23 protein-coding genes are annotated in these 24726 nt (G+C 52.2%); 17 read left to right on the forward strand and 6 right to left on the reverse strand.

The window, feature by feature from the left end:
- The first annotated feature begins 550 nt into the window (after positions 1–550).
- Genes INT32_RS06845 through INT32_RS06885 form a run of 9 tightly spaced genes read left to right on the forward strand, consistent with a single transcriptional unit; the run spans position 551 to position 9838 of the window.
- The gene (locus INT32_RS06845; RefSeq protein ID WP_193087979.1) at positions 551–1534 is read left to right on the forward strand and encodes a tripartite tricarboxylate transporter substrate binding protein; all 984 of its coding nucleotides are present in this window, start codon (positions 551–553) and stop codon (positions 1532–1534) included.
- 29 nt (positions 1535–1563) lie between these two features.
- Complete coding sequence (locus INT32_RS06850; protein WP_193087980.1) at positions 1564–3111, forward strand: acyl-CoA carboxylase subunit beta; 1548 nt, start codon at positions 1564–1566, stop codon at positions 3109–3111.
- 11 nt (positions 3112–3122) lie between these two features.
- On the forward strand, positions 3123–4487 hold the full coding sequence (locus INT32_RS06855; protein ID WP_193087981.1) for an acetyl/propionyl/methylcrotonyl-CoA carboxylase subunit alpha: 1365 nt from the start codon (positions 3123–3125) through the stop codon (positions 4485–4487).
- A gap of 52 nt (positions 4488–4539) precedes the next feature.
- Positions 4540–4755 (forward strand): acetyl-CoA carboxylase biotin carboxyl carrier protein subunit, encoded by a 216-nt coding sequence (locus INT32_RS06860; protein WP_193087982.1) that lies wholly within the window; start codon positions 4540–4542, stop codon positions 4753–4755.
- Between the two features lie 2 nt (positions 4756–4757).
- On the forward strand, positions 4758–6848 hold the full coding sequence (locus tag INT32_RS06865) for a 3-hydroxyacyl-CoA dehydrogenase NAD-binding domain-containing protein (protein ID WP_193087983.1): 2091 nt from the start codon (positions 4758–4760) through the stop codon (positions 6846–6848).
- Positions 6849–6900: 52 nt separating this feature from the next.
- The gene (locus INT32_RS06870; RefSeq protein ID WP_193087984.1) at positions 6901–7290 is read left to right on the forward strand and encodes a Zn-ribbon domain-containing OB-fold protein; all 390 of its coding nucleotides are present in this window, start codon (positions 6901–6903) and stop codon (positions 7288–7290) included.
- The gene (locus tag INT32_RS06875; RefSeq protein ID WP_193087985.1) at positions 7283–8449 is read left to right on the forward strand and encodes a thiolase; all 1167 of its coding nucleotides are present in this window, start codon (positions 7283–7285) and stop codon (positions 8447–8449) included. Before INT32_RS06870 ends, INT32_RS06875 begins: the two co-directional genes overlap by 8 nt.
- 44 nt (positions 8450–8493) lie before the next feature.
- Positions 8494–9186 (forward strand): 3-oxoacid CoA-transferase subunit A, encoded by a 693-nt coding sequence (locus INT32_RS06880; RefSeq protein WP_193087986.1) that lies wholly within the window; start codon positions 8494–8496, stop codon positions 9184–9186.
- Positions 9179–9838 carry a 3-oxoacid CoA-transferase subunit B gene (locus INT32_RS06885; RefSeq protein WP_226816628.1) on the forward strand — a complete coding sequence of 220 codons (660 nt, stop codon included), beginning with the start codon at positions 9179–9181 and terminating at the stop codon, positions 9836–9838. Before INT32_RS06880 ends, INT32_RS06885 begins: the two co-directional genes overlap by 8 nt.
- A 330-nt stretch (positions 9839–10168) precedes the next feature.
- Here INT32_RS06885 and INT32_RS06890 read toward each other — a convergent pair whose 3' ends face one another.
- Positions 10169–11137, reverse strand: coding sequence for a tripartite tricarboxylate transporter substrate binding protein (locus INT32_RS06890; protein WP_193087987.1), 969 nt, complete (start codon positions 11135–11137; stop codon positions 10169–10171).
- A 254-nt stretch (positions 11138–11391) separates the two neighbouring features.
- Between INT32_RS06890 and INT32_RS06895 the strand changes: the two genes are divergently transcribed.
- The 3 genes from INT32_RS06895 (at position 11392) to INT32_RS06905 (ending at position 14615) form a co-directional block, all read left to right on the forward strand.
- Positions 11392–12867 carry an aldehyde dehydrogenase gene (locus INT32_RS06895; RefSeq protein ID WP_193087988.1) on the forward strand — a complete coding sequence of 492 codons (1476 nt, stop codon included), beginning with the start codon at positions 11392–11394 and terminating at the stop codon, positions 12865–12867.
- Positions 12868–12911: 44 nt separating this feature from the next.
- On the forward strand, positions 12912–13799 hold the full coding sequence (locus INT32_RS06900; protein ID WP_193087989.1) for an NAD(P)-dependent oxidoreductase: 888 nt from the start codon (positions 12912–12914) through the stop codon (positions 13797–13799).
- Positions 13800–13910: 111 nt separating this feature from the next.
- Complete coding sequence (locus INT32_RS06905; protein WP_193087990.1) at positions 13911–14615, forward strand: IclR family transcriptional regulator; 705 nt, start codon at positions 13911–13913, stop codon at positions 14613–14615.
- A gap of 51 nt (positions 14616–14666) precedes the next feature.
- On the opposite strand, the gene INT32_RS06910 is transcribed toward INT32_RS06905, so the two are convergent.
- A complete protein-coding gene (locus INT32_RS06910) occupies positions 14667–14852 on the reverse strand; it encodes a Rid family hydrolase (protein WP_370540189.1) in 186 nt (61 codons plus the stop codon).
- Between the two features lie 186 nt (positions 14853–15038).
- Here INT32_RS06910 and INT32_RS06915 point away from each other — a divergent pair, with 186 nt between their 5' ends.
- Both INT32_RS06915 and INT32_RS06920 read left to right on the forward strand, forming a co-directional pair.
- Positions 15039–16064, forward strand: a complete 1026-nt coding sequence (locus tag INT32_RS06915; RefSeq protein WP_193087991.1) for a substrate-binding domain-containing protein — start codon at positions 15039–15041, stop codon at positions 16062–16064.
- Positions 16065–16574: 510 nt separating this feature from the next.
- The gene (locus tag INT32_RS06920) at positions 16575–17534 is read left to right on the forward strand and encodes a Bug family tripartite tricarboxylate transporter substrate binding protein (protein WP_370540190.1); all 960 of its coding nucleotides are present in this window, start codon (positions 16575–16577) and stop codon (positions 17532–17534) included.
- Between the two features lie 103 nt (positions 17535–17637).
- Here INT32_RS06920 and INT32_RS06925 read toward each other — a convergent pair whose 3' ends face one another.
- Both INT32_RS06925 and INT32_RS06930 read right to left on the reverse strand, forming a co-directional pair.
- Positions 17638–18414 (reverse strand): SDR family oxidoreductase, encoded by a 777-nt coding sequence (locus INT32_RS06925; protein ID WP_193087992.1) that lies wholly within the window; start codon positions 18412–18414, stop codon positions 17638–17640.
- 28 nt (positions 18415–18442) lie between these two features.
- Positions 18443–18976 (reverse strand): VOC family protein, encoded by a 534-nt coding sequence (locus tag INT32_RS06930; RefSeq protein WP_193087993.1) that lies wholly within the window; start codon positions 18974–18976, stop codon positions 18443–18445.
- Between the two features lie 248 nt (positions 18977–19224).
- On the opposite strand from INT32_RS06930, the gene INT32_RS06935 reads away from it, so the two are divergent.
- The 3 genes from INT32_RS06935 (at position 19225) to INT32_RS06945 (ending at position 22182) form a co-directional block, all read left to right on the forward strand.
- On the forward strand, positions 19225–19689 hold the full coding sequence (locus tag INT32_RS06935; protein ID WP_193087994.1) for an ester cyclase: 465 nt from the start codon (positions 19225–19227) through the stop codon (positions 19687–19689).
- Between the two features lie 130 nt (positions 19690–19819).
- On the forward strand, positions 19820–20323 hold the full coding sequence (locus INT32_RS06940) for a 2,4'-dihydroxyacetophenone dioxygenase family protein (RefSeq protein ID WP_100694372.1): 504 nt from the start codon (positions 19820–19822) through the stop codon (positions 20321–20323).
- A gap of 512 nt (positions 20324–20835) precedes the next feature.
- Complete coding sequence (locus INT32_RS06945; protein WP_193087995.1) at positions 20836–22182, forward strand: FAD-binding oxidoreductase; 1347 nt, start codon at positions 20836–20838, stop codon at positions 22180–22182.
- Between the two features lie 46 nt (positions 22183–22228).
- Here INT32_RS06945 and glpK read toward each other — a convergent pair whose 3' ends face one another.
- The gene (gene glpK, locus INT32_RS06950; RefSeq protein WP_193087996.1) at positions 22229–23734 is read right to left on the reverse strand and encodes a glycerol kinase GlpK; all 1506 of its coding nucleotides are present in this window, start codon (positions 23732–23734) and stop codon (positions 22229–22231) included.
- 181 nt (positions 23735–23915) lie between these two features.
- A complete protein-coding gene (locus INT32_RS06955) occupies positions 23916–24680 on the reverse strand; it encodes a DeoR/GlpR family DNA-binding transcription regulator (protein ID WP_193087997.1) in 765 nt (254 codons plus the stop codon).
- Positions 24681–24726: the final 46 nt, after the last annotated feature.

The following is a 24726-nucleotide window of genomic DNA, read 5'->3' on the forward strand; positions in this document are numbered from 1 at the left end:
CGATTTCCCGGTAACTGTGCTCCGGCGGCAAATTTCGCACCCGTTCCTCACGGGGCGAAATAACAATCGCAATAGTGGCAAATGTGATTGCCAGCTCAGTGGCAATTTAGGATCAATCCATGAAATCCCGGACCTGAACGCAGACACCTGTCACTGGATATTCAATGTTCAAGACTCGGCATCGCCGTCTCGGGTCGTATCGAACGCGCTCGCTACTTGTCTTGCAGAACAGAATAACGCCAATAAGTCCTGCAGGCATCCGTGTCATTTATTAGTACGCCATATGCATCGACGGATGCCAGAATCAGCGTAACTATTGCCTTCCCATTTTTCAATCAGTCTCAATGTCTTCGACCGCATAGCCTGACGACCAACCTTTAATAAATTTGCAAGTGCGGCTTCATGCCGGGTCTTCTATTCATCGTTCGAGCTTGACAATTCATTTTGCTCGGCTATAGAATAGAACGCATGTTTCGTCAGGCATAACAGTATGAAACTGCATGACAGCGGGAATTTTCAGCCCGACTGATAAATAAAAAAGGAGACACGTATGCATTGCAAGCTTGTTATTGCAGCTATAACTGCAATTTCTACTTTGACAGCAGTACCCTTGGCTCGCGCCGCAGATTATCCGAGCCAGCCAGTACGCTTGGTCGTAGGATTTAGTCCCGGTAGTACCATAGATACCGTTTCGAGAATCATTGCCGAAGGTTTGTCCCGTAAGCTAAAGACAAACTTCGTCGTAGAAAACAAGACCGGTGCAAATGGCATACTTGCAGCGACGGCAGTGGCCCAGGCGAAGCCGGATGGATACACTTTGCTCGTGAGCAACTCCAGTTCCATCACTGTCAATCCATTACTGTACAAAAATCTTGGCTATCAGCCATTAGAAGATTTAGCGCCTATCAGTACGGTTCTGTCCGTGCCATTTGTGCTTGCAATCAATCCTGAGAATCCTCGCACCAAGGATATCAATAGTGTGAAAGATCTCGTGAGCAAGGCCAAGGCCGAGCCGGACCAGGTTACCTATGGTTCTGCTGGAAACGGAAACCTGATGCATCTGGCAGGGGCCCAGCTGGCAACCATGTCTTCCACGCAAATGGTGCATATTCCCTATCGCGGTGCTGCGCCTATGGAAACCGCGCTGCTTAGCCAGGAGATTGATTTTGGGTTCGATACATTAAGCGGTGTTCATCTTATGAAATCGGGAAAACTCAAGCCTCTTGCCGTATCCACCAAGGAGCGTTGGCGCGATTTGCCGGATGTCCCGGCGGTGGCCGAAGCAGGCTTTCCCGACTTTGATATTTCCTTCTGGGTTGGCACATTTGCGCCGGCAGGAACGCCGCCGGAAATCATCGAACGCTTAAATCGCGAGATTGCCGCTGTTGTTCAGGACCCTGAAATCAAAAAGCGCCTTATGCCTCAAGGGAATATCCTGACCCAGTCTTCTGAGGCGTTCATCAGCAAAATCAAGGCGGAGCTCGGAACAAACAGCGACTTGATTAAACGAGCAAATATTAAAGTTGAAAAATAATAGCCCCATACGGGCGAGTGGAGTTGTATATGGTTTGGGATAAAGAGCTGGATGAACTGGCGCTCAGAACAAGGCTGTCAGAGCAAATGGGGGGCGAAGATAAAGTCGCCAGGCATAGAGCCAACGGTAGATTGCCTGTCAGAGAGCGGATTAAAAAACTGGTTGATGCTGGCTCGTTCCAGGAGGTAGGGCACTTGGCCGGTACAGGACGATACGACTCACATGGCCGTCTCATTGGGTTTGTACCGTCAAATTTTTTAACGGGTAGAGCGCGTATAGATTCCCGACCCGTGGTGTTGGCCGCAGATGATTTCACCGTGCGCGGTGGTGCAAACGATGGATCTGTAGGTGACAAGCTTATGGCGTCAGAGACTATGGCGCGAGATCTTCAACTGCCTCTGATTCGCCTGGTAGACGGCACTGGAGGCGGCGGTTCGGTAAAGAATATTGAAGATAAGGGTCATGCATTACTGCCAAAGCTACGTATGTGGCCCGCGATGGCGCAGAACCTGGCAACAGTTCCTGTCGTTTCAATGGCTCTGGGTTCGGTAGCCGGCTTAGGCGCCGCAAGGGTAACAACAAGCCATTATTCGATTATGGTGAAAAATACCTCACAAATGTTCATTGCCGGGCCGCCCGTGGTCGCCAGAATCGGCCAGAAACTGGAAAAAAACGAACTGGGCGGCAGTGCCATTCACACCCGTAATGGCGTCTGTGATGATGAAGTGAACAGCGAAGAAGAGGCGTTTGAAAAAACACGCCGTTTTCTTTCCTATATGCCGCGTTCCGTATTTGAACTGCCACCACGCACCGAAGAAATACCTCCCGCCTCAGAGGACTTCGAGTGGCTCCGTTCGGTTGTTCCTCAAGATAATCGTTCCGTGTACAAAATGCGGCCCATTGTAAATGCTTTGGTAGACGAAGCGTCGTTCATGGAAATCGGAGCACGCTGGGGACGCCCATTAATTACCGGTCTAGCGCGGATTAAAGGGTTGCCTATTGTGATAATCGCCAGCGACCCATATTACTATGGCGGCGCCTGGGACAAACAAGCTTCCGAGAAATTCGTGCGCATGCTTGACTTGGCTGAATTATTTCATTTGCCCGTCGTTAACTTTGTTGATGTGCCCGGTTTTCAGATTGGGTTGGCTGCCGAGAAAGAAGGCGCCATGCGCTACGGAGTACGCGCTTTAACGGCGGTTGCACAATCGACCGTACCTTGGTGTACCTTTATCGTGCGCAAAGCGTTTGGCGTTGCAGCCGGCGGCCATCAGAGCGACGGACGTTTCAATTTCAGGTATGCCTGGCCATCAGCGCAATGGGGTTCGCTGCCTGTCGAGGGCGGATTAGAGGTCGCTTACAAAAGCGAACTGGAAGCCGCCGATAAGCCCGAAGAGAAATTGATTGAAATAGAAGAGCGTGTACGAGCACTGACTTCGCCATTCCGAAGTGCAGAGGCATTTGTTATTGAAAACGTGGTCGATCCGATTAACACCCGCGCATTGCTGGAAGAGTTTGTGGATGTCGTGGCACCAATATTGAAGCCCGGTCCCAGATCGTTTGGCTATCGTCCTTGAGGTAAGCACAGATGAGCGAACAGCATTTGCGCAAGGTACTAGTGGCCAACAGAGCAGCCGTGGCGCAACGAGTCATACGTGCCCTGCGTGAACTGGGCATAAAATCGGTGGCGGTCTATTCAGAGGCAGACCGCGACCTGCCTTACTGGAAAGACGCAGACGAGGCACACTTGATCGGACCGGCTGCTGCACAGGAAAGTTACCTGAATACAAAGGCAATTTTGGATGTCGCCAAACGCAGTGGTGCGGATGCTATTCACCCTGGTTACGGCTTCTTGTCAGAAAACGCCGATTTTGCGGAGCAAGTACAAGCAGAAGGCATGATATTCATCGGGCCAAGTCCGAAATTTATTCGAGAGCTTGGCCACAAGTCTCAGGCCAGAGCGCTGATGAGCCGGCATGGCATGCCCATGGCTCGCAGTTCCGGCGTCTTGCCGTCACTGGAGGCGGCTCTTGTTGCCATTAAGGATATTGGCTATCCCGTATTGCTCAAGCCAGCGGGCGGGGGTGGCGGAATCGGTATGATCCCAATCCGTCGTGAGCAAGACGTTGAAAAATCGTGGCAGCAAGCGAGCACCCTGGCACAGCGATTCTTTTCTCAGGCTGATCTGTTTGTGGAGCAGCTCATTGAAACGCCGCGGCACATCGAGTTCCAATTCCTGGCCGATCGCTACGGAAATGCCCGTTGCATATTTGAAAGAGACTGCTCAACGCAAAGACGCCATCAGAAAGTAATAGAGGAAGCACCGGCGCCAGCACTGGCGCGAAGCACCATCGACGCGATGGCGAGCAGACTGGAGACGATACTTTCCACGCTCCAATATGATGTGATCGGTACGGTTGAAATGCTGTACACACCGCAGTCGGGCTTTGTATTCCTGGAGGTAAATACGCGTCTACAGGTCGAACATGCGGTAACTGAGGCGGTTACAGGGATCGATTTGGTCCATGCACAAATACGGCTCGCAGCGGGGGCCAGGCTAAAAGATGTACTGCCTGAACAAGCTGTTCTGAAAGGGCACGCCATTGAAGCTCGCGTGTATGCCGAGGATCCGATACGATTTTTTCCGTCGCCTGGTCTTCTGACAGTCTTTGAGCCGCCCGTGCATACGCAGGTACGGGTCGAAACTGGATACCGCAGCGGAACTCGGGTATCCAGTCACTACGATCCCATGTTGGCCAAGGTCATTGCATGGGGCAATGATCGAGATGCTGCAATAGACAACTTAATTGCCGCGCTGGAAGACTTCAGAATAGAAGGCGTAAAACATAATATCCCATTTATACAAAATGTCCTCTCACATCACGGCTTCAGGCGAGGTCAGGTATCTACGGATATGCTGAGGCAAATTCAACAAACCACAATTACAAGCTAGATAGGGCAGTTGGCAAGGCCTATCAGCAATCACTAATGTCGAGGAAACTAATATGAAATATCTGGAATCGTCAGTAGCAGGTCGAATAATCAGCATTCAACTGCAAGTCGGACAAAGCGTAACGGAGGGAGACGAAATAGCAATCATTGAATCGATGAAGATGGAACTTCCTGTCGAAGCGGAGCATTCCGGCACGGTGATCAGAGTGTTGGCAGCTACGGGAGACGAGGTTGACGAAGCACAGGCTTTGGCAGAAATCGAAGAATGACTATGATTACAACTGAAATACGACATTTCGAGGACACCGCTGTTGCCGTCATAAGCATTGACAATCCGCCGGTCAATAGCCTGGGCAGTCAGTTAAGAGTGCAACTAGGTGAAGCACTGACGTCAACGATAGCTGATCCATTGGTCCAGGCAATTGTATTAACCGGCACAGGACGATTTTTTTCTGGTGGTGCTGATATCCGCGAATTCAATACGCCAAAGACGGGAGTGCGGCCTGTACTCAGAGAGATTATTTCAATCATCGAAAATGCAGCCAAGCCTGTTGTAGCAGCCATCAATGGCATCGCTTTGGGCGGCGGCTTGGAGCTGACCCTGGGGTGTCATGGACGCGTTGTTTCGAAAGAGGCGAAATTGGGCCTACCGGAGGTCAAACTGGGGGTGCTGCCCGGCGCGGGCGGGACACAGAGACTGCCGCGGCTGGTCGGTGTGTCCGCGGCTTTGGATATCATTGTGGGCGGGGAGCCATTGACAGCCGATCAGGCGCAGGCCTGTGGCCTGGTCGACCAGGTAGCGACGGGCAATCTACAGGATGATGCGTGCGCCTATGCTGTCTCGATTGTACAGGGAACGCGCGCTCGATCGCGTATTGACCCAGCGCCGCTTGACGAGCCTGTGGATGAAGCGATCTTTGATAACGCCAGGCAAAAGGCACAGCGAAAGTATCGCGGGTGCACGGCGCCCTTGGCATGTATAGAATGCGTCGCAAAGTGCCTTTCCGCGGATCTTTCATCGGGGCTGGCCTATGAGGCAGAGCAGTTCGCCCGGCTCGTCAATGGTGAGCAATCCAAAGCGTTGCGGCATATCTTTTTTGCTGAAAGGAAAGCGGTCAAGCGAGTTGCCATGGGCGGGCCTTCCCTTACCATTCGCAAGGTCGGTGTTGTGGGTGCTGGCACCATGGGTGGCGGCATCGCAATGAGTCTGGCCAATGCCGGCATTCCGGTTATGTTGCTCGAGCAGTCTGATGCTGCCATCAAGAAAGGTTGGGAGACGATCCAGCACAATTTTGCAGGCAATGTCAAACGAGGTCGTTTCACCGAGAGTCAGGTGCAGCAACGGCTACAGTTGATTGGGCGGACAACAAGGTATGAAGATCTGTCAGACTCAGACCTGATTATCGAAGCGGCGTTCGAGGATATGGCGGTGAAAAAGGAAATTTTCACTCGTTTGGATTCGGTATGCCAGTCGGACGCGATTCTGGCATCGAATACCTCCAGACTGGATATTGACGAAATTGCCGCGGTGACTTCTCGTAGAGACAAAATCCTGGGCATGCACTTTTTCAGTCCTGCAAATGTCATGAGATTGCTGGAGGTTGTCAAAGGTGCTCATACTTCCAACCAGGTCATCGATGCCGTATTCGAATTGGCGGGAAAGATAGACAAAACGCCCGTGCTTGTGGGGGTTTGCGACGGCTTCGTCGGCAATCGCATGATCAGCCATTACACGCGTGAAGCCTATTTTCTTTTGGAGGAAGGAGCCAGCCCTGCTCAAATTGACGGTGCATTACGCAGTTTCGGTATGGCGATGGGACCTCTGCAGATGCAGGACATGGCGGGGCTGGACATCAGCTGGGCGGCAAGGAAACGTCAGGCTGGAACCCGTTCCCCTGATCTTCGTTACTCCTGCGTTGCGGACCGGATCTGCGAGATGGGACGATTTGGCCAGAAAACAGGTTCAGGATTCTATCGTTACGAACCGGGTAGTCGCAAGCCCTTGCCTGATCCCGAAATTGATTTGTTGATTGCACTCTGCGCACAGGAAGCGGGTATTATTCGGCGCGATATTTCAGATCAGGAGATTATCGCACGCACCATCTACGCCCTGGTCAATGAAGGCGCGAAAATTGTGCAGGACCAGATAGCGCAGCGGCCTTCTGACATCGATGTGGTCTATGTCGCTGGATATGGCTTCCCGATTTTTCGCGGTGGGCCCATGTTCTATGCGGATACTATCGGCTTGCCGACAGTGCTTGAGACCATTAAAGAGTTTCACGAACGATTCGGCGATTACTGGTCGCCCGCGCCATTGCTGACGCAGCTGGCACAAAACGGTGGAAAATTTTCAGATCTGTAAGTCACATACCGGAAGTATGGCAGATAACGAGCAGATTCAATAAGGAGCAACTATGGCGTTTGAGAACAAAGGCCCTGAAGCCTACTACTTCGAACGGCTTGAACAGGGAATATTTGAAATACAGCAATGCGCCGGCTGCGGCAAACACCAATTCTATCCGAGAATCCTGTGTGTCCATTGTGGTGGAAGCGAATTAATCTGGAACAAGCCCTCAGGTACAGGGACCGTATATTCATACAGCATCGTGCGGCGTAAGCCTGAAGCAGGCGGCGATTACAACGTTGTCCTGATTGATCTGGAAGAGGGGGTAAGGCTTATGAGTTCGATTGACAACCGTGTTGCAACAGATATTCATATAGGACAGAAAGTGCAGGCCCGGATAGTGCATCGCGATGGTGCCGGTGTCGTTGTGTTTGATGCTGTGGAGGCCACCCATGCTTGATTCGATACGTGGCAAGGTAGCTATTGCAGGGGTAGGCGTAGCCGGTCTGGGCGAGGCACATGGTTACACCGAAATGGAGTTGTTGGCTCAGGCAGCAACCAAAGCGGTCGCCAATGCCGGCCTCACTATGTCCGACATAGATGGAATTGCAACTTGCAGTTCCTCTGCAACCATGTGGGTAATGCCTACTATTGAATATCTGGGGCTGCGTCCGAAGTTCATCGAAAGCACCATGTTAGGCGGATCCAGCTTCCTGGCACATCTTCTGCCTGCGATGCAGGCCATTGCCTCCGGACAATGTAACGTAGTACTGGTATGTTATGGAAGCACACAGCGCACAGCAACCTTCGGTCGCAAAGAAGGGGTAAAAGCACGGGCACTGCTGGATCCTCAGCCTTACGAGCAGCCGTACAAACCACTGTCTCCCATTACCTCATACGCGCTTGCTGCTCAGCGACATATGTACCAATACGGAACAACCAGGCGTCAGTTGGCGGAAGTGGCTGTTGCCGCCAGAAAATGGGCTCAGCTCAATCCAGAAGCGTTTATGCGCGACCCAATGGGCATTGACGAGGTCCTGGCGGCACGCATGATCTCTGACCCATTGTCCGTCAGGGATTGTTGTCTGGTCACTGATGGCGCCGGGGCCTACGTGCTAATGGCGGCAGACCGGGCTCGCGATCTTCCTGTTAAACCAGTGTATGTGCTCGGTAGCGCTACCGCGGTATGGAATCGACAGGTTTCTTCCATGCATGATCTTGCGGTAACGGCTGCTTCGGAATCAGGGCCTCGCGCAATGCAAATGGCGGGTGTTGATCACAAAGACATAGATTTGATCCAGCTTTATGACGCCTTTACGATCAATGTGCTTCTGTTTCTGGAAGACCTGGGCTTTTGTGCCAAAGGAGAAGGGGGCAATTTTGTTGAGAATGGCGGCATAGCGCCGGGCGGTCATACTCCGGTTAATACCAATGGCGGTGGGCTTTCTTGTGTTCATCCCGGTATGTATGGCATCTTTACGCTTATCGAAGCGGTGCGTCAGCTTCGCGGCGAAGGCGGGGAGCGTCAGATTCCATCGGCCAGCATTGCACTTGTTCACGGCAATGGAGGAACATTGTCAAGTCAATCGACGGCTATCCTGGGGAGCGTGCGGCCTTGACCACCATACAGGTCGATACGACACCCCATCAATCAGGGACAAAAATGCTTAACAAAACCTTCGCCGACCTGGAAACAGCAGTGGCAGATGTGCATGATGGCGCGACCATACTTATTGGCGGGTTTGGCGCTTCGGGTGTTCCGACGGAGCTTATTTGCGCTCTCCTGGATCAAGGTGCACGGGACCTGACTATCGTGAACAATAATGCGGGCAATGGTCCAATAGGTCTAAGTCAGTTAATCGAGGCTGGACGAGTGAGTAAAATGATATGTTCATTCGCACGCTCGTCCAACAAACTGCAGCCTAATGCCAGCGCATTCGCGGATGCCTATCGTGCAAAGCGTATCGCGCTTGAATGTGTCCCTCAAGGCACGATGGCCGAGCGAATGCGCGCAGCAGGATCCGGATTGGGGCCTTTTTATACACCGACGTCGTATGGCACCGCCCTGGCAGAGGGCAAGGAAGTCCGGGTGGAAGATGGTGTAGGTTATGTGCTGGAACACCCGCTGAAAGGCGATTTTGCGTTCATTAAGGCCCAATATGGCGATCGTTGGGGGAACTTGACCTATCGCTATGCCGGTCGCAATTTCGGCCCCATCATGGCCATGGCGGCAACAACTACTATTGCACAGGTAGACAGTATTCTTCCCTTGGGAGAACTTCCGCCAGAACAAATAGTAACGCCGGGAATATTCGTTAAGCGGATTATCGAAGTCAAGAGAGATCATCATGTATAAGAAATTATCGCGCGCTGACATCGCCAGATTGGTTGCCGCTGATATACCCGACGGCTGTTACGTTAACCTGGGCATCGGTATTCCTACCCTGATAGCCCAATATCTGCCAGATGACAGAGAGGTCATTCTGCACACGGAAAACGGCATCGTAGGGATGGGGCCGGGAGATAGTGATGCGCCGCTGGATTTGGATTTGATCAACGCCAGCAAGGAGCCCGTTACGATTATTCCGGGCTCGTCGATCACAGACCACGCAACCTCCTTCGCGATGATGCGTGGAGGCCATATCGACTTGACGGTATTAGGCGCCTTTCAGGTTTCTGCCCTTGGAGACCTTGCCAACTGGGACACAGGACGCGCCGATGCTATTCCTGCAGTTGGCGGAGCCATGGATTTAGTAGTGGGTGCAAAGAAAGTGTATGTAACCATGGAGCATGTAACGCGAGAAGGCGAACCGAAGATAGTGCACGACTGCAATTACCCGTTAACAGGTAAGTCGGTTGTAGACAGGATATATACAGATTTGGCCATTATAGATATCACCAACGATGGATTGCTGGTGTCTGCAATGGTTCAAGGGTTAACTTTTGAGAACTTGCAGTCTTTAACAGCGGCGCCGCTGCAATTGGCCAAAGATGTTGTTACGCTGTAAGCGCTATGGATCGCATTGCGAACTGTTGAATCAAAGCGCACGGGGACACTATCATGCCCCGCACGCTGGCCGTTATTCAAGATTTAGAAGACAATTCGTAGAGAAACGATCGGTATAGAGCCAGACGTCGATTTGTGTCATCCTTGCATGGCACAATTTCGCTGACATAAACGTCAGGAATTGTCCTCATGGTCCCGGTTCGGGCTATATATCGACATACGTCAAATGAAGCAGCCAGCCAGTAGCCAAAGTCACAAAAATTTCATTTGCTATTGTCACTATTTCAACTGGCATGGCGCATTGTTTGCTGGTCAATAAAACAAGCAGGCTTCAATCGACGCGGGCGCCAGAGATCTTCACGGCCTGGGCCCATTGGTCGGCTTCCGACACTACATAGTCTCCGAATTGCTCGGCGCTTAAGTCCATCATCTGGCCTCCCATGTCTTCTATGCGCTTCGCGAAGGTGGCATCGGAGGCAACCTTGGCAGATGCGGCATGCAGTTTCTTCTGGATATCGGCATCCATGCCGGCTGGACCGAATATACCGAACCAGGTTGCAGCATTGAAATCCTTTAACCCGGCTTCAGCCATCGTGGGCACATCCTTGATGGCGTCAATCCGTGTCGGGTTGGCAATGGCGATTGCATGTAGTTTACCGGACTGAATTTGCGGCAGTGCGGCAGATAAGGTGATGAAAGCCGATTGTACTTGCCCTGCGAGCATATCGGTAATAAGGGGAGCATCGCCGCGATAAGGCACGTGTACGAAGTTGGCCCCGGTCTTGTTCTGAAACATCGCTTGCGCCAGATGCTGCGGCGAACCATTGCCAGGCGAACCTACCGTAATCCCGTTCTTGCTATTTTTTGCGTTACTGATGTACTCGTCCAGAGACTGTACTTTGTAATTGGGGCTCGTTACAAGCACGATAGGAATCCTGGCAATCAAATGGATAGGCGCGAAATCCTTTATAGGATCATAGCTCAGCTTGCTATATAAGCTTGCGCTAATGGTGTGAGCTGCAGTAGTTGTATAAAGGGTGTAGCCATCCGCAGGAGCGCGGGCAACACTGCTGGCCGCCAGGGTTGTTCCTGCGCCAGGTCGGTTCACCGCAACCACCGGTTGTCCAAGATCTTCGGGCAATTTACTTATGACCATGCGAGCAATAACATCTGTCGCTCCACCTGCGGCATAGGGAATAACCATTTCAATTGGTTTATTGGGATAGTCGCTCGCATATGAAGCAGGGGATATGGCCAAAATCGATAGGCTGGTGGCAATTAGTAAGGTATTAAAGTTCATCCTGTCTCTCCTATGTTTATGTCAACACGAACCTGGTTAATTACGGTTGCGTTTTAAATGTGCAAACATCATAATGATAAAATAGAACTAGTGTTCTGTTTTATCATTATGATGAGTAGATAAACTATTTGCAAGTAATGAATAAAGGATGAAGTTGATCGCTGATCCTTGACAAGCACGTATCTCTGATAAGATAATAAAATAGAATGATCGTTCTGTTAAACGGAACGTTTTTAAAACAATGGAGTGAGTTGATGGCACAGCAGACGGATTTAATCCTCAAAGCCTTTCTGATAAATGGTCAATGGGTTTCCCATGAACAGGATTCTTTTGAATCTATCAATCCTGCTACAGGCCAGGTGAACTACCGGCTGTCAACGGCAAATAAAGCGGACGTTGACCTGGCTGTGCATACTGCCAAAGTTGCCGTCCAGCAGCCTTCCTGGTGCGATATGCTGCCGCACGTAAGAGCGCAAATTCTTAATCGACTGGCCGCTCTGATTACTGAACGTGCTGAGGATTTTGCGCGCTTGCAGATGCTGGAGAACGGCAAAGTCTGGACCGAATGCAAGAACCAGGCCACAAGTGCAGCGGCCACGTTTCGTTATTATGCCGGGGTATGCGAAACGCTCGGCGCCGAAGTGACGCCCTCGCGTGGCAACTATCTCTCCATGGTCACTTACGAACCTTATGGTGTCGTGGCTGCAATTACGCCCTGGAATTCGCCGCTGACGATGGAGGCGCAAAAAGTGGCGCCTGCTCTGGCAGCAGGTAACGCAGTTATTCTGAAACCATCCGAAGTGACGCCTTCTGCCGCTTTACTGTTGGGTGAGCTGGGTCTGGCTGCCGGCCTGCCGCCTGGCATTCTGAACGTACTGACCGGGCATGGGGCAATCACGGGCAAGGCGCTGGTCGAACATCCCGGTGTACGTATGGTGTCGTTTACCGGGGGTACCGCCAGCGGGCGTGCCATCGGCATGGTCGCTGCTGATCGGATTATCCCTGTTGCCCTGGAATTAGGCGGTAAGTCGCCGCATATCGTATTTGATGACGCGAATCTGGAGGCTGCGGTCGAGGGTGTTGTCGGCGGTATTTTTGAAGGGAGCGGGCAATCCTGCGTAGCAGGCTCGCGCCTGTTCGTTCAGCGTGGGGTATATGACAAGCTGCTGGAAATACTCATTGAACGGACTAAACGCATCAAGGTTGGTTTTCCAGAAGACGAAAGCGTTGAAATGGGTCCGTTGGCCACCTTTGCTCACCGGGAGCGCATCGAACAAATGGTAGATAGTGCGCGACAAGAAGGAGGTCATATAGTTCTGGGTGGCAAGCGCCCCGAGCAGCCTGAGCTAACGCAAGGGGCTTTCTATCTGCCTACGATCATTACCGGACTGAACAATCAGAACACATGTGTGCGTGAAGAAATCTTCGGGCCTGTGCTGTGTGTTCTGCCGTTTGAAGATGAAAAGGACTTGATCAGGCAAGCGAATGACAGCATGTATGGCCTGGCATCCGGTATATGGACGTCCAACTACCAACGTGCCTGGCAGGTGGCTCGTGCATTGGAAACCGGGCTGGTGTGGATCAATACTTACAAGCAGCTCTCGATTTCAACGCCTTTCGGCGGATTCAAAAATAGCGGTATCGGCCGCGAAAAAGGTATAAACGGCGTACGTATCTATCAGCAAAGCAAGGGAATCTATTGGAGCATGGATCCGCGCAATTTGCCCTGAACGCCATCCAAAAACATTGACAATTGCAATAAAGAAGGAACACCATGTCTACATTCAAAACTATTGGCTTCATTGGAGTCGGCGTGATGGGAGAGCCGATTTGCCGCCATCTGGCGCAAAAGTCGGGCCGTCCCGTGCTGGCGAACGACCGTGATGAAGCACCATTGGAACGGCTTGCCCAATTTGGCGTGCGCAAAGCATCGGTAGCAGATATTGCTGCTTCTGCGGATATTATTTTCATGTCATTGCCGTCAGGTGAGATCGTTCGCGACGTGGTCGAAGGCCAGGCCGGTAGCGGATTGCTCAGTTTGTGCCGCCCTGACCAAGTGGTGGTTGATCTGAGCACTTCGCCAGTACCGCTGACACGTGAGTTGGCAGACAAGTTTGCAAAACGAAAAATCCACTTTGCCGATGCGCCTGTGATGCGCACACGAGCTGCCGCCGAGGCAGGATCGCTGGCAGTGCCCGTCGGCGCCGACAGTGCACTGTTTGAGCGTATCCGGCCGTTACTCGACATGTTTGCAACCGATATTACCTATGGTGGTGACGTTGGGGCGGGACAGGTCATCAAGATCCTGAACAACATGGTGCTGTATGAAACGGTGCAGGCACTTGCCGAAGCCCGGGCTATCGGTGCTCGCGCCGGTGTAGATCCCGAGACGCTATTTAAGGCCATGTCTACAGGCTCTGCCGATAGCTTCGCTTTACGCAATCACGGCATGAAGTCCATCGTGCCACAAGTATTCCCTGAACGCGCCTTCCCGGTGACATACGCGCGCAAGGATCTGCAATATGCGGTTGCCCTGGCAGACTCAGTGAACGTCGACGCAAGTGGCGCCAGGAATGTGATTGCCAGTTTCGATGCTGCGATCGCGCAGGGCCATGGCGACAAATATGCGCCAGCCATCAGCCTTGTGCTGGAAAAGAACTGATTATTTCCAATGAAATGAGACAGATAGCATCGCCGATCGCGGCATGGCGTCGGGTCGTTCTGTTATGGCATAATACTGTACTCATCATTGGGGTATACGGTTAGACAGATTATGGATGCCAATCAATCATCAGAAAACGGAGTTGCTGCCGTCGATCGCGCAATCGCTATCTTGCAGGCGATGACTACTCAAGCAACGCCTATGGCTCTGGCAGACCTTGCGCGCAGTACCGGTTTATACAAAAGCACGTTATTGCGCCTGATCGCATCACTTGAAAAAGCCTCGCTTATTGCCAGGCGTGCCGATGGCAGTTATGTGCTTGGCCCTTATGCTTATCAATTGGGCCGGGCATACGAGGCTACCCATCATTTGGTCGAAGTTCTCCGGCCTATTTTGGCCGAGCTGGTCGCGCAAGACACAGAGAGTGCGTCTTTCCATGTGTATGACAGCAGCAATGCCCGGCTTTGTCTTTTGCGAATCGACTCTCATCATTCGACGCTGGATCGTATTGATGCGGGCGACTTGCTCCCGCTGGATCGTGGCGCGGCCGGCAAGCTGATTACGCGGTTTCGCAGTACCGGCCTGGCACCAAAGCTGTCCAATGTCACTGCAGTATCTTTGGGCGAACGCGATTCAAATTGTGCTGCAGTCGCTGTCGCTGTGTTTGGCCCGGGCAATCAGATTGTCGGCGCCATATCGCTGTCGGGCCCGAAAGAGCGTTTCACGAACAAGGCAATTAGCAAAATGACCAAACAGGCTCTTATTGCTGCCTCGGAAGCTACGCAGTTGCTGGGCGGACATTGGCCTGGGTCCTGAGCCCTGAGCACAATGCGTTCGCTTTTTTTCTGGGGACGTCAGCCACGCAGTTTATGCCGATGCAATCGCTGCGATTTCCACCTTTATTCGTGAGTCTGCCAGTCGTGCTTCCGAGCAAACCCGGGCTGGCGGATAGGCAGGATCTATCCACTTATCGTAAACGAGATTGAACGCGTCAAAATCGAAAATCGCGGCCAGATAAACGTCTACTTTAAACTTCGAATCCTGCAATTTCACAATTGATGTAAAAAGCCATTAAAATCATGCTTGCCATCTTCGCTTAATGTGAAACGTCTCGGTAAGTGTTGGCTTTCACAACATAAGCGATCAGTTGCGTATCTGGCAATAATGATAATGCGTCATTATTGATGTCCTGTTTCAGATCCCTGCCACTACACGTTTACTTCAATAAAGGTTGTTTTGATGAAAGCCCGCGTCACTATTCGCGAAGTTGCCAAGGAAGCCGACGTTTCGCTGGGTACCGCCTCCAGAGCTATAAATCGAAGCGGGCGGGTCAGCGAAAAGGCAATTATTGCGGTAGAGAAAGCGGCACGCAAACTTGGCTATGAGCCCGATGCTGTTGCTCGCAGCATGCGTACTCGTTCTACCCGTGTAGTAGGTATTTTGGTTTCTGACTTGGCCAATCCGCTATATGCAGCCATGATTACTGCGGCCGAGACAGCCTTTCAGGCAGCGGGCTATTCTCTTTTGGTGGCAAGCACGCATAACGAAACAAAAAGGGAAAAAGCGCTCATTGATTTGTTTCGGGCGCGTCGCGTAGACGGCCTGATACTGGGACCGTGCCAGACCGAATCCATGGATGTCATTAACAGGCTCATGTCCGACATGCCCGTAGTGGCGCTTGACCGGGATTTTGGCGACTCGGCCACGGGTGTCCATGTCGATCACTATAACGGCGCACTCGAGGCGACTCGTTACCTGTTGGATTTGGGACATAGAAATATTGCCTTGATGACGCCGGGCAGCGATCTGAGGCCAGGTCGGGAACGTATTGCCGGTTTCTCTGACGCTTTTAAAGAACGAGGGCTTGAGCCGGCATCACAACTGATCCGGTCAGCAAAATCATCCATGGAGTTCGCATTCAGTGACGCGCTATCACTACTCTCGGGTAAAGACCGGCCGACCGCATTTCTTTGTTTAGGGACGCGCATTCTCGCCGGAGTACTTCAGGCATTGCGTCATTGCGGACACCAGGTCCCTCATGAGACAAGTGTGATCAGCATTGGTGATACCGATTTATCACAATTGTTTACTCCATCCATTACGGCACTGAACTGGGATCTGAATATTGTCGGTACTGTTGCAGCGCAGTTATTGCTCAAGCAACTTGACCGGGAAACCAAAAGCGAGCCTGAACGGATCGTTATCACTACACGCCTTATGCCACGAGAATCCTGCGGTCCTGTTCAGATGCCAATTCGGGGATGATGAGTGGTGTCTGCATTGCCCGAGTGTAGGCTTCAGGATTTCTGACTCGTGCACAACGGTGATGTTTGCGCCAATGGGCCTTGCGGATTCACATGATTATTGAACAGATGAGTATCTTAAACACAATACGCTATGGATAATGCCATTGCCATGCAGTCTGGTTTTTTTGATTATAAAAAAAGGAAACGATTCCATTATATTATAAAATTGCCAGTTATCTAGTGGTAATCCCGGCTCAAATCATAGATCATCATCTGTTACCCTATTCGAAAATTTGATAATAATCGGTGTCCTAGAGGTATATCCGCGTAACACAATTGCGTCTAATGGAAAAAGAATATAAAATGTAAACGTTTCCATTTTGTGGGGGCGTAGTGAAATCACAAAACAGCCAGCACCAATTATTCAGCCTGTCATTTCTGGAATGCATTCCATCAAGCGGAGCAATAATATGAACGACCACACCGGCTGCACAATAATTTTTAAGTGTTGAGATAACAGGAGAGACAAGTGAGACTTTTTCCATATGCATTCTGCTTAGCGGCCTTAATGGTTACTTCATCGGCTCAGGCTGACACGTACCCGGACCGCCCCATACGCATGCTTTTGCCATTCTCGGCAGGAGGCGGCGGCGACATACTCGGCCGTATTATTGCCGAGCAATTTGCAGCACAACTTGGAAAGCCGGTGGTGGTGGAAAACAAGCCCGGCGCTGGGGGGACGATTGGTATCGCGGATGTTGCCAGAGCAAAGCCAGATGGCTATACCATTACGATTGGCGGAATGACTACGCATGTGCTGTCTCCGCATGTTTACACCAAGATTGCCTATGATCCTGTCAAAGATTTCACCTCCCTGGGTGTGATCGGCTCGTCTTCGATTGTGATGATTGCGAATAGTGATTTTCCGGCAAGCAATCTTGCGGGTGTGAAATCACTTAACGATTCCAGCAAGGAACCCTTACAGTATGCTAGTTGGGGGCGAGGTTCCACCGGCCATTTTTGCGGTGAAGTGCTGGCTCAAAAAATGGGAATCAAGTTGGCGCATGTGCCATATAAGGGCACGGCGCAACTGGCGAACGATATCCTGGGCGGCCATATCTCCGTTGGATTTGTCGATATGGTTACAGCGACGCCCTATGTACAAGGCGGCAAAGTCAAAGCCCTCGCGGTCTGTACTCAACGCTCTCCCAGCCTGCCGGATGTTGCCAGTTACAAGGAACAGGGAGTGGACTTTGACCGGGAATTGAACTGGGCAATGTATGTGCCAGCCGGTACACCTGCGCCAATTGTGGACAAATTGTCTAAAACACTCGAACAAACACTTGCACAGCCAGCTATCCAGAAGAAATTGCTGGGCCTGGGCATCACCGCCAAATATGTCTCGGGTGAAAATCACACCAAGGCTATGGTTGCAGATGCGAAGGTGTGGGAAGATATCGCCAAGCAAGCCGGTATTGAAGCGCAATAGAAAAATTAATCCGGTCTCGTCAATGTGATGATGAGACCGGACAATATATTCTGAATAATGGCGTAACGGTTTTCTATGTCAATGCCACCTTTGCTCTATCGCTCTAGCGCAGCAGCTTCCAGCCGCCGTCAACGACAAACTCGGCGCCTGTTATATACCGGGCCTCGTCCGAGGCCAGATAGTAAATAAGATTGGCCACATCTTCGGGGGTGCCTTTTGCTCCCATGGGCGTACGGTCGGCTGTGGTGGGTATGTTCTGTGTATTGTTTTGCCTGGCTCGCGCTGATTTTTGCGTCAGGATATCGTCCAGCATTTTCGTTTCGATGCGTCCCGGGTGTACCGAATTGCATCTAACGGTATTGTTGCCCATGCTGGCAAACAACGCTACAGACTTGGTCAGTTGCGTGACGGCTCCTTTACTGGCGCCATAGGCGACGCTTTGCGTTGTTGGATAGTACGCGCCCACTGAGGACAAGTTTACAATTGCTCCACTGCCTTGTTTTCGCATCAGCTTAACGGCTTCGCGGCAACCGAGGAAAGTCCCGTCCAGATTGACTGCAAGCACACGATGCCACTCGTCAAGCGTAGTGCTCTCGAGCGAACCGTTTAACACATCGCCCACAATTCCGGCGGCGTTGACCAGCACATCCAGAGATGTAAAAGATGACTCTATTTTCTGAAACAGAGAAATCCATTGTGATTCCGATGTTACGTCCAGACAATGGAAATGTACCTGATCTGACGGCGTATAGCTCGCTGGTTCTTGCATGTCCGCGATAATAACTGTTGCTCCTTCAGATACAAATTTTTTGCACGCCGCGGCGCCAATGCCGTTGCTGCCCCCGGTAATTAATACCACCTTATCTTTCGTCGTTTTCACAATTATCTTACTTATATAGTCTGAAGGGTTAGTCGATTCGGATAACGGATTCTTCGCCATCCCAATTTGTATGCGCTTCGGCGATCTTCGCAAAGTATTCACCCTTGCCGCCGGTCATTTCGGACAACTCAATAATGTTACCCGGCATGTCCGGATGCAGTAGATACGCAAATCTTCCCCGTCCTTCCCCCATCCTTCCGGCGTGCCCTTCTTCGTATCCCTGGGCAAGTAATTTATTTCTGTGTTGATCAAAGTGATCAAAGGTCCAGTACGCCACGTGCTGGATACCCTCGGCTCCGGTGCCAAGGAAATCCAAATACAACGAAGGAGCATTGTTGCGTTGCTGGATCAACTCCAATTGAATGCCGCCCGAATTTGCCAGGGCGATAGACAATTCTGGAAGGGCAGATGGCTTACCGTAATAAGAAAATTCAGTTGTGTTTACCTTTTTTTTGTAGAACCAGGGACCTACACCGAGTATCTTGCTCCAATGCGCCATTGCTGTCTCAATATCCCGTACTACCAGACCGATTTGCCTTACATCACCCATTACCTTGGCCATTCCTTGCACTCCTGATTGTTTTCAAATAAAATAGAAACGTTTCTTTTATTTCAATATAACAAGTTTGATTATATATTTCAATATAGTAATTACCTTTATATAAATTCCCGAAATATCGATCTTATAATTTTGTGGAAACGTTATTACTCTATCGCAATTTATGTCGCAACTTTTAATGTGACAACTACCGGTTCGGCTTCAATCCACTGGCCGCTGAACACCCTTTTTAGAAAATGGAGAAGTACATCATGTCGGACGCATCAGTTTTGGACGCTTCAGTATCAGACGCCTTGCAGCAAACCCGTATCAAGACCGTAATAGATCACATGGCGATGGAGTGTGTACATGACTGGGATGCGGTGATCGCTACTTTTGAACATCCACGCTATGAAATGCATGGCAGTGGCATGGTCTACGACGGCGAGAAGGACGTACGCGGCTATTTTGAATCTTCCCGGATTCCGTTCCCGGATCTGACCAATGAAATCATTACGATAGCCGCAGCTGACGATACTGTCCTTGTGGAGTTTTACCTCAAGGGCACCCATCTGGGTGTATTGACAATCGATGGTCGCAACTACGAACCCACAGGTAGAAAAATGCATGTTCGCATGGCCGCGACATTTGAATTTGCAACTGGCTCAGACAAGATTGTTTGCGAGCGACCTTATACATCACAGGATGCAAAACTGCGCTCGCTTGGCTTGATTTGACTGAATATTTAAATGCAGTGAACTTGCCGATAGGTGTGCAACACGCCGCGAGTTCTGTATGAAGTTCCAATTCGGGTATGAGAGTGCTACTGCAAGCCCTTGGAAAATATCCACACACGAGGAGATACACATGTCTTTACCAGAAGTTGTCACAAAGCAGGAGCGTTTACTTACGCTCAACATCAATGAGGGCGTGGAGCTGCCTGGGTCTGCTCCGGGATCGACCATTATTCCGTTGTTCCTTGATCGTGAAAATGGAGTGTGGGTATTGTATGGAAAATTCAACCCAGGCACCCAACTACCTACCCATTTTCATACCGGCGTGGTTCACTTTTACACAACCAAGGGTGAATGGCATTATCTGGAGTATCCCGATGATCCTCAAAAGGCAGGAAGCTATCTTTATGAACCGGGCGGTTCGGTCCATACTTTCTGTGTGCCCAAGGACGCGAAGGAAGCCGCCGAAGGTTTCATGGTCGTTTACGGGGCTAACATCAATTTTATAGATGGCGAGTTTATTGGCATTCGCGACGCCGGGGCAATAGAGGAATCTATTCTCGAAACTGCACGAAAACAGGGGATTCCTATTCCTAAATATATCCGGCCCAAGGGTGGTGCTGAATTTACCAGATAGCCAATGAAGGCAGGGGATATCACTGCATCTGTGACATTTCCTGTTTCATCATTCAAATTGCAAATCATGATAACGTACTGTTGAAAGCACCGTCTCGGCAGTTCGGCCATGAGTCAGTGCGCATGTAAATTGGAAATGGCTAGTACTTAAAAATCAGTAAAAAAAGAAGAGCGATTGGCCGTTGAGTTCATTTTGAGACGGCATTCCTAGCGGGAGAGCCCCGATATAAACTGATCTATAGCGCGAGGTGCCCATCACGCTGCCGCCTTACGTATAGTGTTGACCCAGATGTTTTCTGATGGTTTCTCAGGAACCATTTATTGAGCCATGCTCTCGAAACGGGAGATCGCTGCCTTCGCACGATAAGTGTCTGGAGGATAGGTACAATGGTTTTGTCTGGTTAACAGCGACTGACTAAAATCAGGGTAACTGCTACTGCTCCGGACTTGCCGATTGATCGGCAATCCGCCAGCATCTAGCCAGCCATTTTCCATTAATATGAAACTCGACACATGAACGCCTTCCCTTTCTCAGAAACAGATCCCATTGTCTACGCAGGCCCGCCGCCGAAAGCGTCGGATGTCGTGATCATCGGCGGCGGCATTATTGGCATTACAACTGCCATTTTCCTTGCCCAGCATAATGTGGCGGTAACCGTGCTGGAAAAGGGCCGCATCGCGGCCGAGCAGTCGTCGCGAAACTGGGGCTGGATTCGAAAGCAGGGCAGGGATGAGGACGAACTGCCCATCATGATCGAGGCGGCACGGCTATGGCCGCAACTGGTGCAGGAGTGTGGAGAAGATATCGGACTTCGGCAAACCGGCGTGACCTATCTGGCCAGCTCTGACAAGGAAATGGCCGAGTTCGACGCGTTCATCAAGATCGCTGCTGCACACGACATGGATACCCGGATGCTCGGCGCAGACGATGTCTCAGAGCTGATCAAAGGCATGTCCGGTGCATTCAAGGGCGCGATGATCACGCCTTCGGATATGCGGGCCGAACCCTCGCTGGCTGTTCCGGCCCTGGCCAGACTTGCACGTAGCAAGGGAGTAACGATTGTCGAGAACTGCGCGGCCAGGACGCTTGAGACAGCGGCTGGCAGCATCGCCGGGGTATGGAGCGAGCAGGGGTATATCGCTACGTCATCCGTCCTGCTGGCGGGGGGCGCGTGGTCGTCGCTCTTTTTGAAAAAACATGGCATTTCTATTCCCCAGCTTTCGGTCAAGGCAACTGTCGCGGCAACGCTACCGATGCCCGAGTTCCATGCCGGCGCGGCAGTAGAAAAACACATCGCTTTTCGATGCAGGATGGATGGTGGCTATACGCTGGCGCCCGCAGGCAGCCACCGGCTTTATCTTGGACCGGATAGTTTGCGGCATGCCGCGAAATATTTTCCGGCCTTGAAAGCCGACCCGCTGGGAACCCGTTATGCGCTCTGGGCGCCGGTCGGATATCCCGACGGCTGGACGACCCCTCGTGACTGGGCGCCCGACATGCCCAGCCCTTTTGAGAGCATGCGCGTGCTCAATCCAGCTCCCGATGCCTCTGACCTTCGTTCAATCGAGCGAGGATTCAAGCGGCTTTTCCCTCAGATGGAGCATGTTCGTTTCCAAAAGAGCTGGGCCGGGATGATTGATCTCATGCCCGATACCGTTCCCATTGTTGACTGGGTGCCTACTCATCCTGGTCTTGTTGTTGCGACAGGGATGAGTGGTCATGGATTTGGCATCGGGCCTGGCATGGGCCGCATTATTTCAGATATGATCCAGGGCAACGACGTCGGGCATAACCTGCATCGCTTTCGGTTTTCCCGTTTTACCGATGGGAGCCCGATTCGGCTGGGCACGTCACTTTAGCAACGGCAGAAGCCAATTACGTTCTTGAGAACCGGCAGCGGCGCCATCACGACTGTGTTTCAAGCATCGTAGCTTGCTGCACCGCATGCTCCCACTGCTGCATCAGCGCCTGGGCCCGCTCACGGCCCTGGGTGGGATGAAAGCGCCTCTCGGCGCGCCACAGATGGGAGATCTCCTCGGTGTCGGCATAGACGCCGCTGGAAAGCCCGGCTAGATAGGCCGCGCCCAGCGCGGTGGTTTCGACGCAGGCGGGGCGCACCACGGGAATGCCCAGCAGGTCTGCCTGGAACTGCATGAGCAGATCGTTGACGCAAGCGCCACCATCAACCCGTAACTCGCTTACGGGCTGGCCACCGGCATCGGTCGCGTCGCGGCTCATCGCCGTAAGCAGCGCAGCGCTCTGATAGGCGATAGATTCCAGCGCTGCGCGGGCGATATGGGCCAGCGTCGTGCCGCGGGTGATGCCGGTGATGGTGCCGCGCGCATCCGGCTGCCAGTAGGGGGCGCCCAGGCCGGTAAAGGCAGGCACCATCATCACGCCGCCCGAGTCGGGTACGCTTTCGGCAAGTTGCTGCACTTGGCCGCTGTGTTCAATGGCGCGCAGGCCGTCGCGCAACCACTGCACTACAGCACCGCCGACAAAGACGCTGCCTTCGAGCGCATATTCGGGTGTTGTATGGGGTTGGGCCGCACTGGTGGTCAGCAGGCCGTTGTGCGAGGCCTGGAACACGTCTCCCGTATGCATCAGCATGAAGCAACCGGTGCCATAGGTGTTCTTGGCCATGCCCGCTGAAAAGCAGGCCTGGCCGAACAGTGCGCTTTGCTGGTCGCCGGCCACGCCGCCGATGGCGATGGCGCTGCCGAGCACCTGGGCATCGGTACGACCAAAGTCGCTACTGGACGCTTGCACTTCGGGCAGCAGCGAGCGGGGGATATTCAATAGCGCCAACAATTGCTCGTCCCACTGGTTGGTGTGCACGTTAAACAGCATGGTGCGGCTCGCATTGCTCACATCGGTTACATGTCGGCGGCCTGCGGTCAGTTGCCAAATAAGCCAGCTGTCTACGGTGCCAAAGGCCAATTCACCCCGCTCGGCCGCAGCGCGCGCGCCGGGCACATTGTCAAGCAGCCACTGCAGCTTGGTGCCGGAAAAATAAGCATCCACCAGCAGGCCGGTCTTGGCCTGAATTGTTGCTGCATAACCCTGTTCGCGCAGTTGCGCGCAAGCCGGCTCGGCACGACGATCCTGCCAGACAATCGCATGGTGCACGGGTTCGCCGGTAGCGCGATTCCATAGCACCGTGGTTTCGCGCTGGTTGGTTATGCCTACAGCACGCACATCGGCTGCGGCGACGCCGGCCTTGGCCAGTGTCTCGCGTGCGGTGGCCAGTTGGGTGCGCCAGATCTCCCGCGGGTCGTGTTCGACCCAGCCGGGGCGCGGGTAAATCTGCGACAGTTCCATTTGCGCCTGGGCGACACAATGGCCTTTGGCGTCAAAGAGAATGCTGCGCGAGCTGGAGGTGCCCTGGTCCAGGGCAAGTAAATAGGTCATGGGTGATCTCTACGAAAAAGAAGCAGCTGCGCTCGTCAGTGTCCGACTCCGATATCTAAGCGATACGAATCGTTGAAATAGAGCGCGAGCAGCTTCCGACATTGGTTCTGGTTTTTTTGGGTATGAAGTATGAATTTGGGCTACACCAACAAGGCGTGGACTGATCAGGGCGAGTGGCTACTTATTGGGCTACGATGCATTGCACGCCGGCCTCTTGCAGTAGTGCAGGAAATGGCTCGGGCGGCGGCATATTGGTAAATAGCCGGTGTACCTGATCCATGCGCGCCAGCTCCACCATGGCCTGGCGATGGAACTTGCTGTGGTCGGCAGCAAGCCAGACTTCGCGCGATTGGGCAATAATGGCCTGGGCCACCTTAACTTCGCGCAAATCGAAGTCACGCAAGGTGCCATCCTGCTCGATTCCCGAGATGCCAATGACGCCGATGTCTACCCGGAACTGCCGCATGAAGTCTACGGCGGTTTCACCGACGATACCGTGGTCCAGGGAACGAACCACGCCGCCGGAGACAATGACTTCGCAATCGGGATTATCGGCCAGAATGGCCGCTACGTTCAGGTTGTTGGTGATGACCCTCAAGGCGCGATGACGCAACAGTTCCCGTGCGATGGCCTCGGTGGTTGTGCCGATGTTCAGAATAAGCGAACACCCTTCGGGAATGGCCTTTGCCACTTCACGTGCAATGGCTCGCTTTGGCTCTTCATTGAACAGCCGGCGTTGCAGATAGGCAATATTCTCAGTGGTCGATTCCGGTATGCGTACTCCGCCGTGATAGCGGGTCAGCACGCCTGTTTCGGCCAGCTGTTTGACGTCCCGGCGAACAGTTTGCAGTGTGACTCCGAATCGATCAGCCAGCGCTTCGACAGACATAGACCCTTGTCGTCGGACTTCATCGATCAACTGATCCTGGCGAGGATTTGCACTCATGAATAATGCCTAAAGGAAAATATGTATAGCCTAAAGGAAAAAAAAA

This window comes from Advenella sp. FME57, from assembly GCF_014897675.1.
Taxonomy (GTDB): Bacteria; Pseudomonadota; Gammaproteobacteria; order Burkholderiales; family Burkholderiaceae_B; genus Advenella.

What these genes read in the sequence shown, in the direction of transcription:
- INT32_RS06845 (WP_193087979.1), top strand. Translation starts at nt 551, where the DNA reads ATGCATTGCAAGCTTGTTATTGCAGCTATAACTGCAATTTCTACTTTG.
- INT32_RS06850 (WP_193087980.1), top strand. Translation starts at nt 1,564, where the DNA reads ATGGTTTGGGATAAAGAGCTGGATGAACTGGCGCTCAGAACAAGGCTG.
- INT32_RS06855 (WP_193087981.1), top strand. Translation starts at nt 3,123, where the DNA reads ATGAGCGAACAGCATTTGCGCAAGGTACTAGTGGCCAACAGAGCAGCC.
- INT32_RS06860 (WP_193087982.1), top strand. Translation starts at nt 4,540, where the DNA reads ATGAAATATCTGGAATCGTCAGTAGCAGGTCGAATAATCAGCATTCAA.
- INT32_RS06865 (WP_193087983.1), top strand. Translation starts at nt 4,758, where the DNA reads ATGATTACAACTGAAATACGACATTTCGAGGACACCGCTGTTGCCGTC.
- INT32_RS06870 (WP_193087984.1), top strand. Translation starts at nt 6,901, where the DNA reads ATGGCGTTTGAGAACAAAGGCCCTGAAGCCTACTACTTCGAACGGCTT.
- INT32_RS06875 (WP_193087985.1), top strand. Translation starts at nt 7,283, where the DNA reads ATGCTTGATTCGATACGTGGCAAGGTAGCTATTGCAGGGGTAGGCGTA.
- INT32_RS06880 (WP_193087986.1), top strand. Translation starts at nt 8,494, where the DNA reads ATGCTTAACAAAACCTTCGCCGACCTGGAAACAGCAGTGGCAGATGTG.
- INT32_RS06885 (WP_226816628.1), top strand. Translation starts at nt 9,179, where the DNA reads ATGTATAAGAAATTATCGCGCGCTGACATCGCCAGATTGGTTGCCGCT.
- INT32_RS06890 (WP_193087987.1), bottom strand. Translation starts at nt 11,137, where the DNA reads ATGAACTTTAATACCTTACTAATTGCCACCAGCCTATCGATTTTGGCC.
- INT32_RS06895 (WP_193087988.1), top strand. Translation starts at nt 11,392, where the DNA reads ATGGCACAGCAGACGGATTTAATCCTCAAAGCCTTTCTGATAAATGGT.
- INT32_RS06900 (WP_193087989.1), top strand. Translation starts at nt 12,912, where the DNA reads ATGTCTACATTCAAAACTATTGGCTTCATTGGAGTCGGCGTGATGGGA.
- INT32_RS06905 (WP_193087990.1), top strand. Translation starts at nt 13,911, where the DNA reads ATGGATGCCAATCAATCATCAGAAAACGGAGTTGCTGCCGTCGATCGC.
- INT32_RS06915 (WP_193087991.1), top strand. Translation starts at nt 15,039, where the DNA reads ATGAAAGCCCGCGTCACTATTCGCGAAGTTGCCAAGGAAGCCGACGTT.
- INT32_RS06930 (WP_193087993.1), bottom strand. Translation starts at nt 18,976, where the DNA reads ATGGCCAAGGTAATGGGTGATGTAAGGCAAATCGGTCTGGTAGTACGG.
- INT32_RS06935 (WP_193087994.1), top strand. Translation starts at nt 19,225, where the DNA reads ATGTCGGACGCATCAGTTTTGGACGCTTCAGTATCAGACGCCTTGCAG.
- INT32_RS06940 (WP_100694372.1), top strand. Translation starts at nt 19,820, where the DNA reads ATGTCTTTACCAGAAGTTGTCACAAAGCAGGAGCGTTTACTTACGCTC.
- INT32_RS06945 (WP_193087995.1), top strand. Translation starts at nt 20,836, where the DNA reads ATGAACGCCTTCCCTTTCTCAGAAACAGATCCCATTGTCTACGCAGGC.
- glpK (WP_193087996.1), bottom strand. Translation starts at nt 23,734, where the DNA reads ATGACCTATTTACTTGCCCTGGACCAGGGCACCTCCAGCTCGCGCAGC.
- INT32_RS06955 (WP_193087997.1), bottom strand. Translation starts at nt 24,680, where the DNA reads ATGAGTGCAAATCCTCGCCAGGATCAGTTGATCGATGAAGTCCGACGA.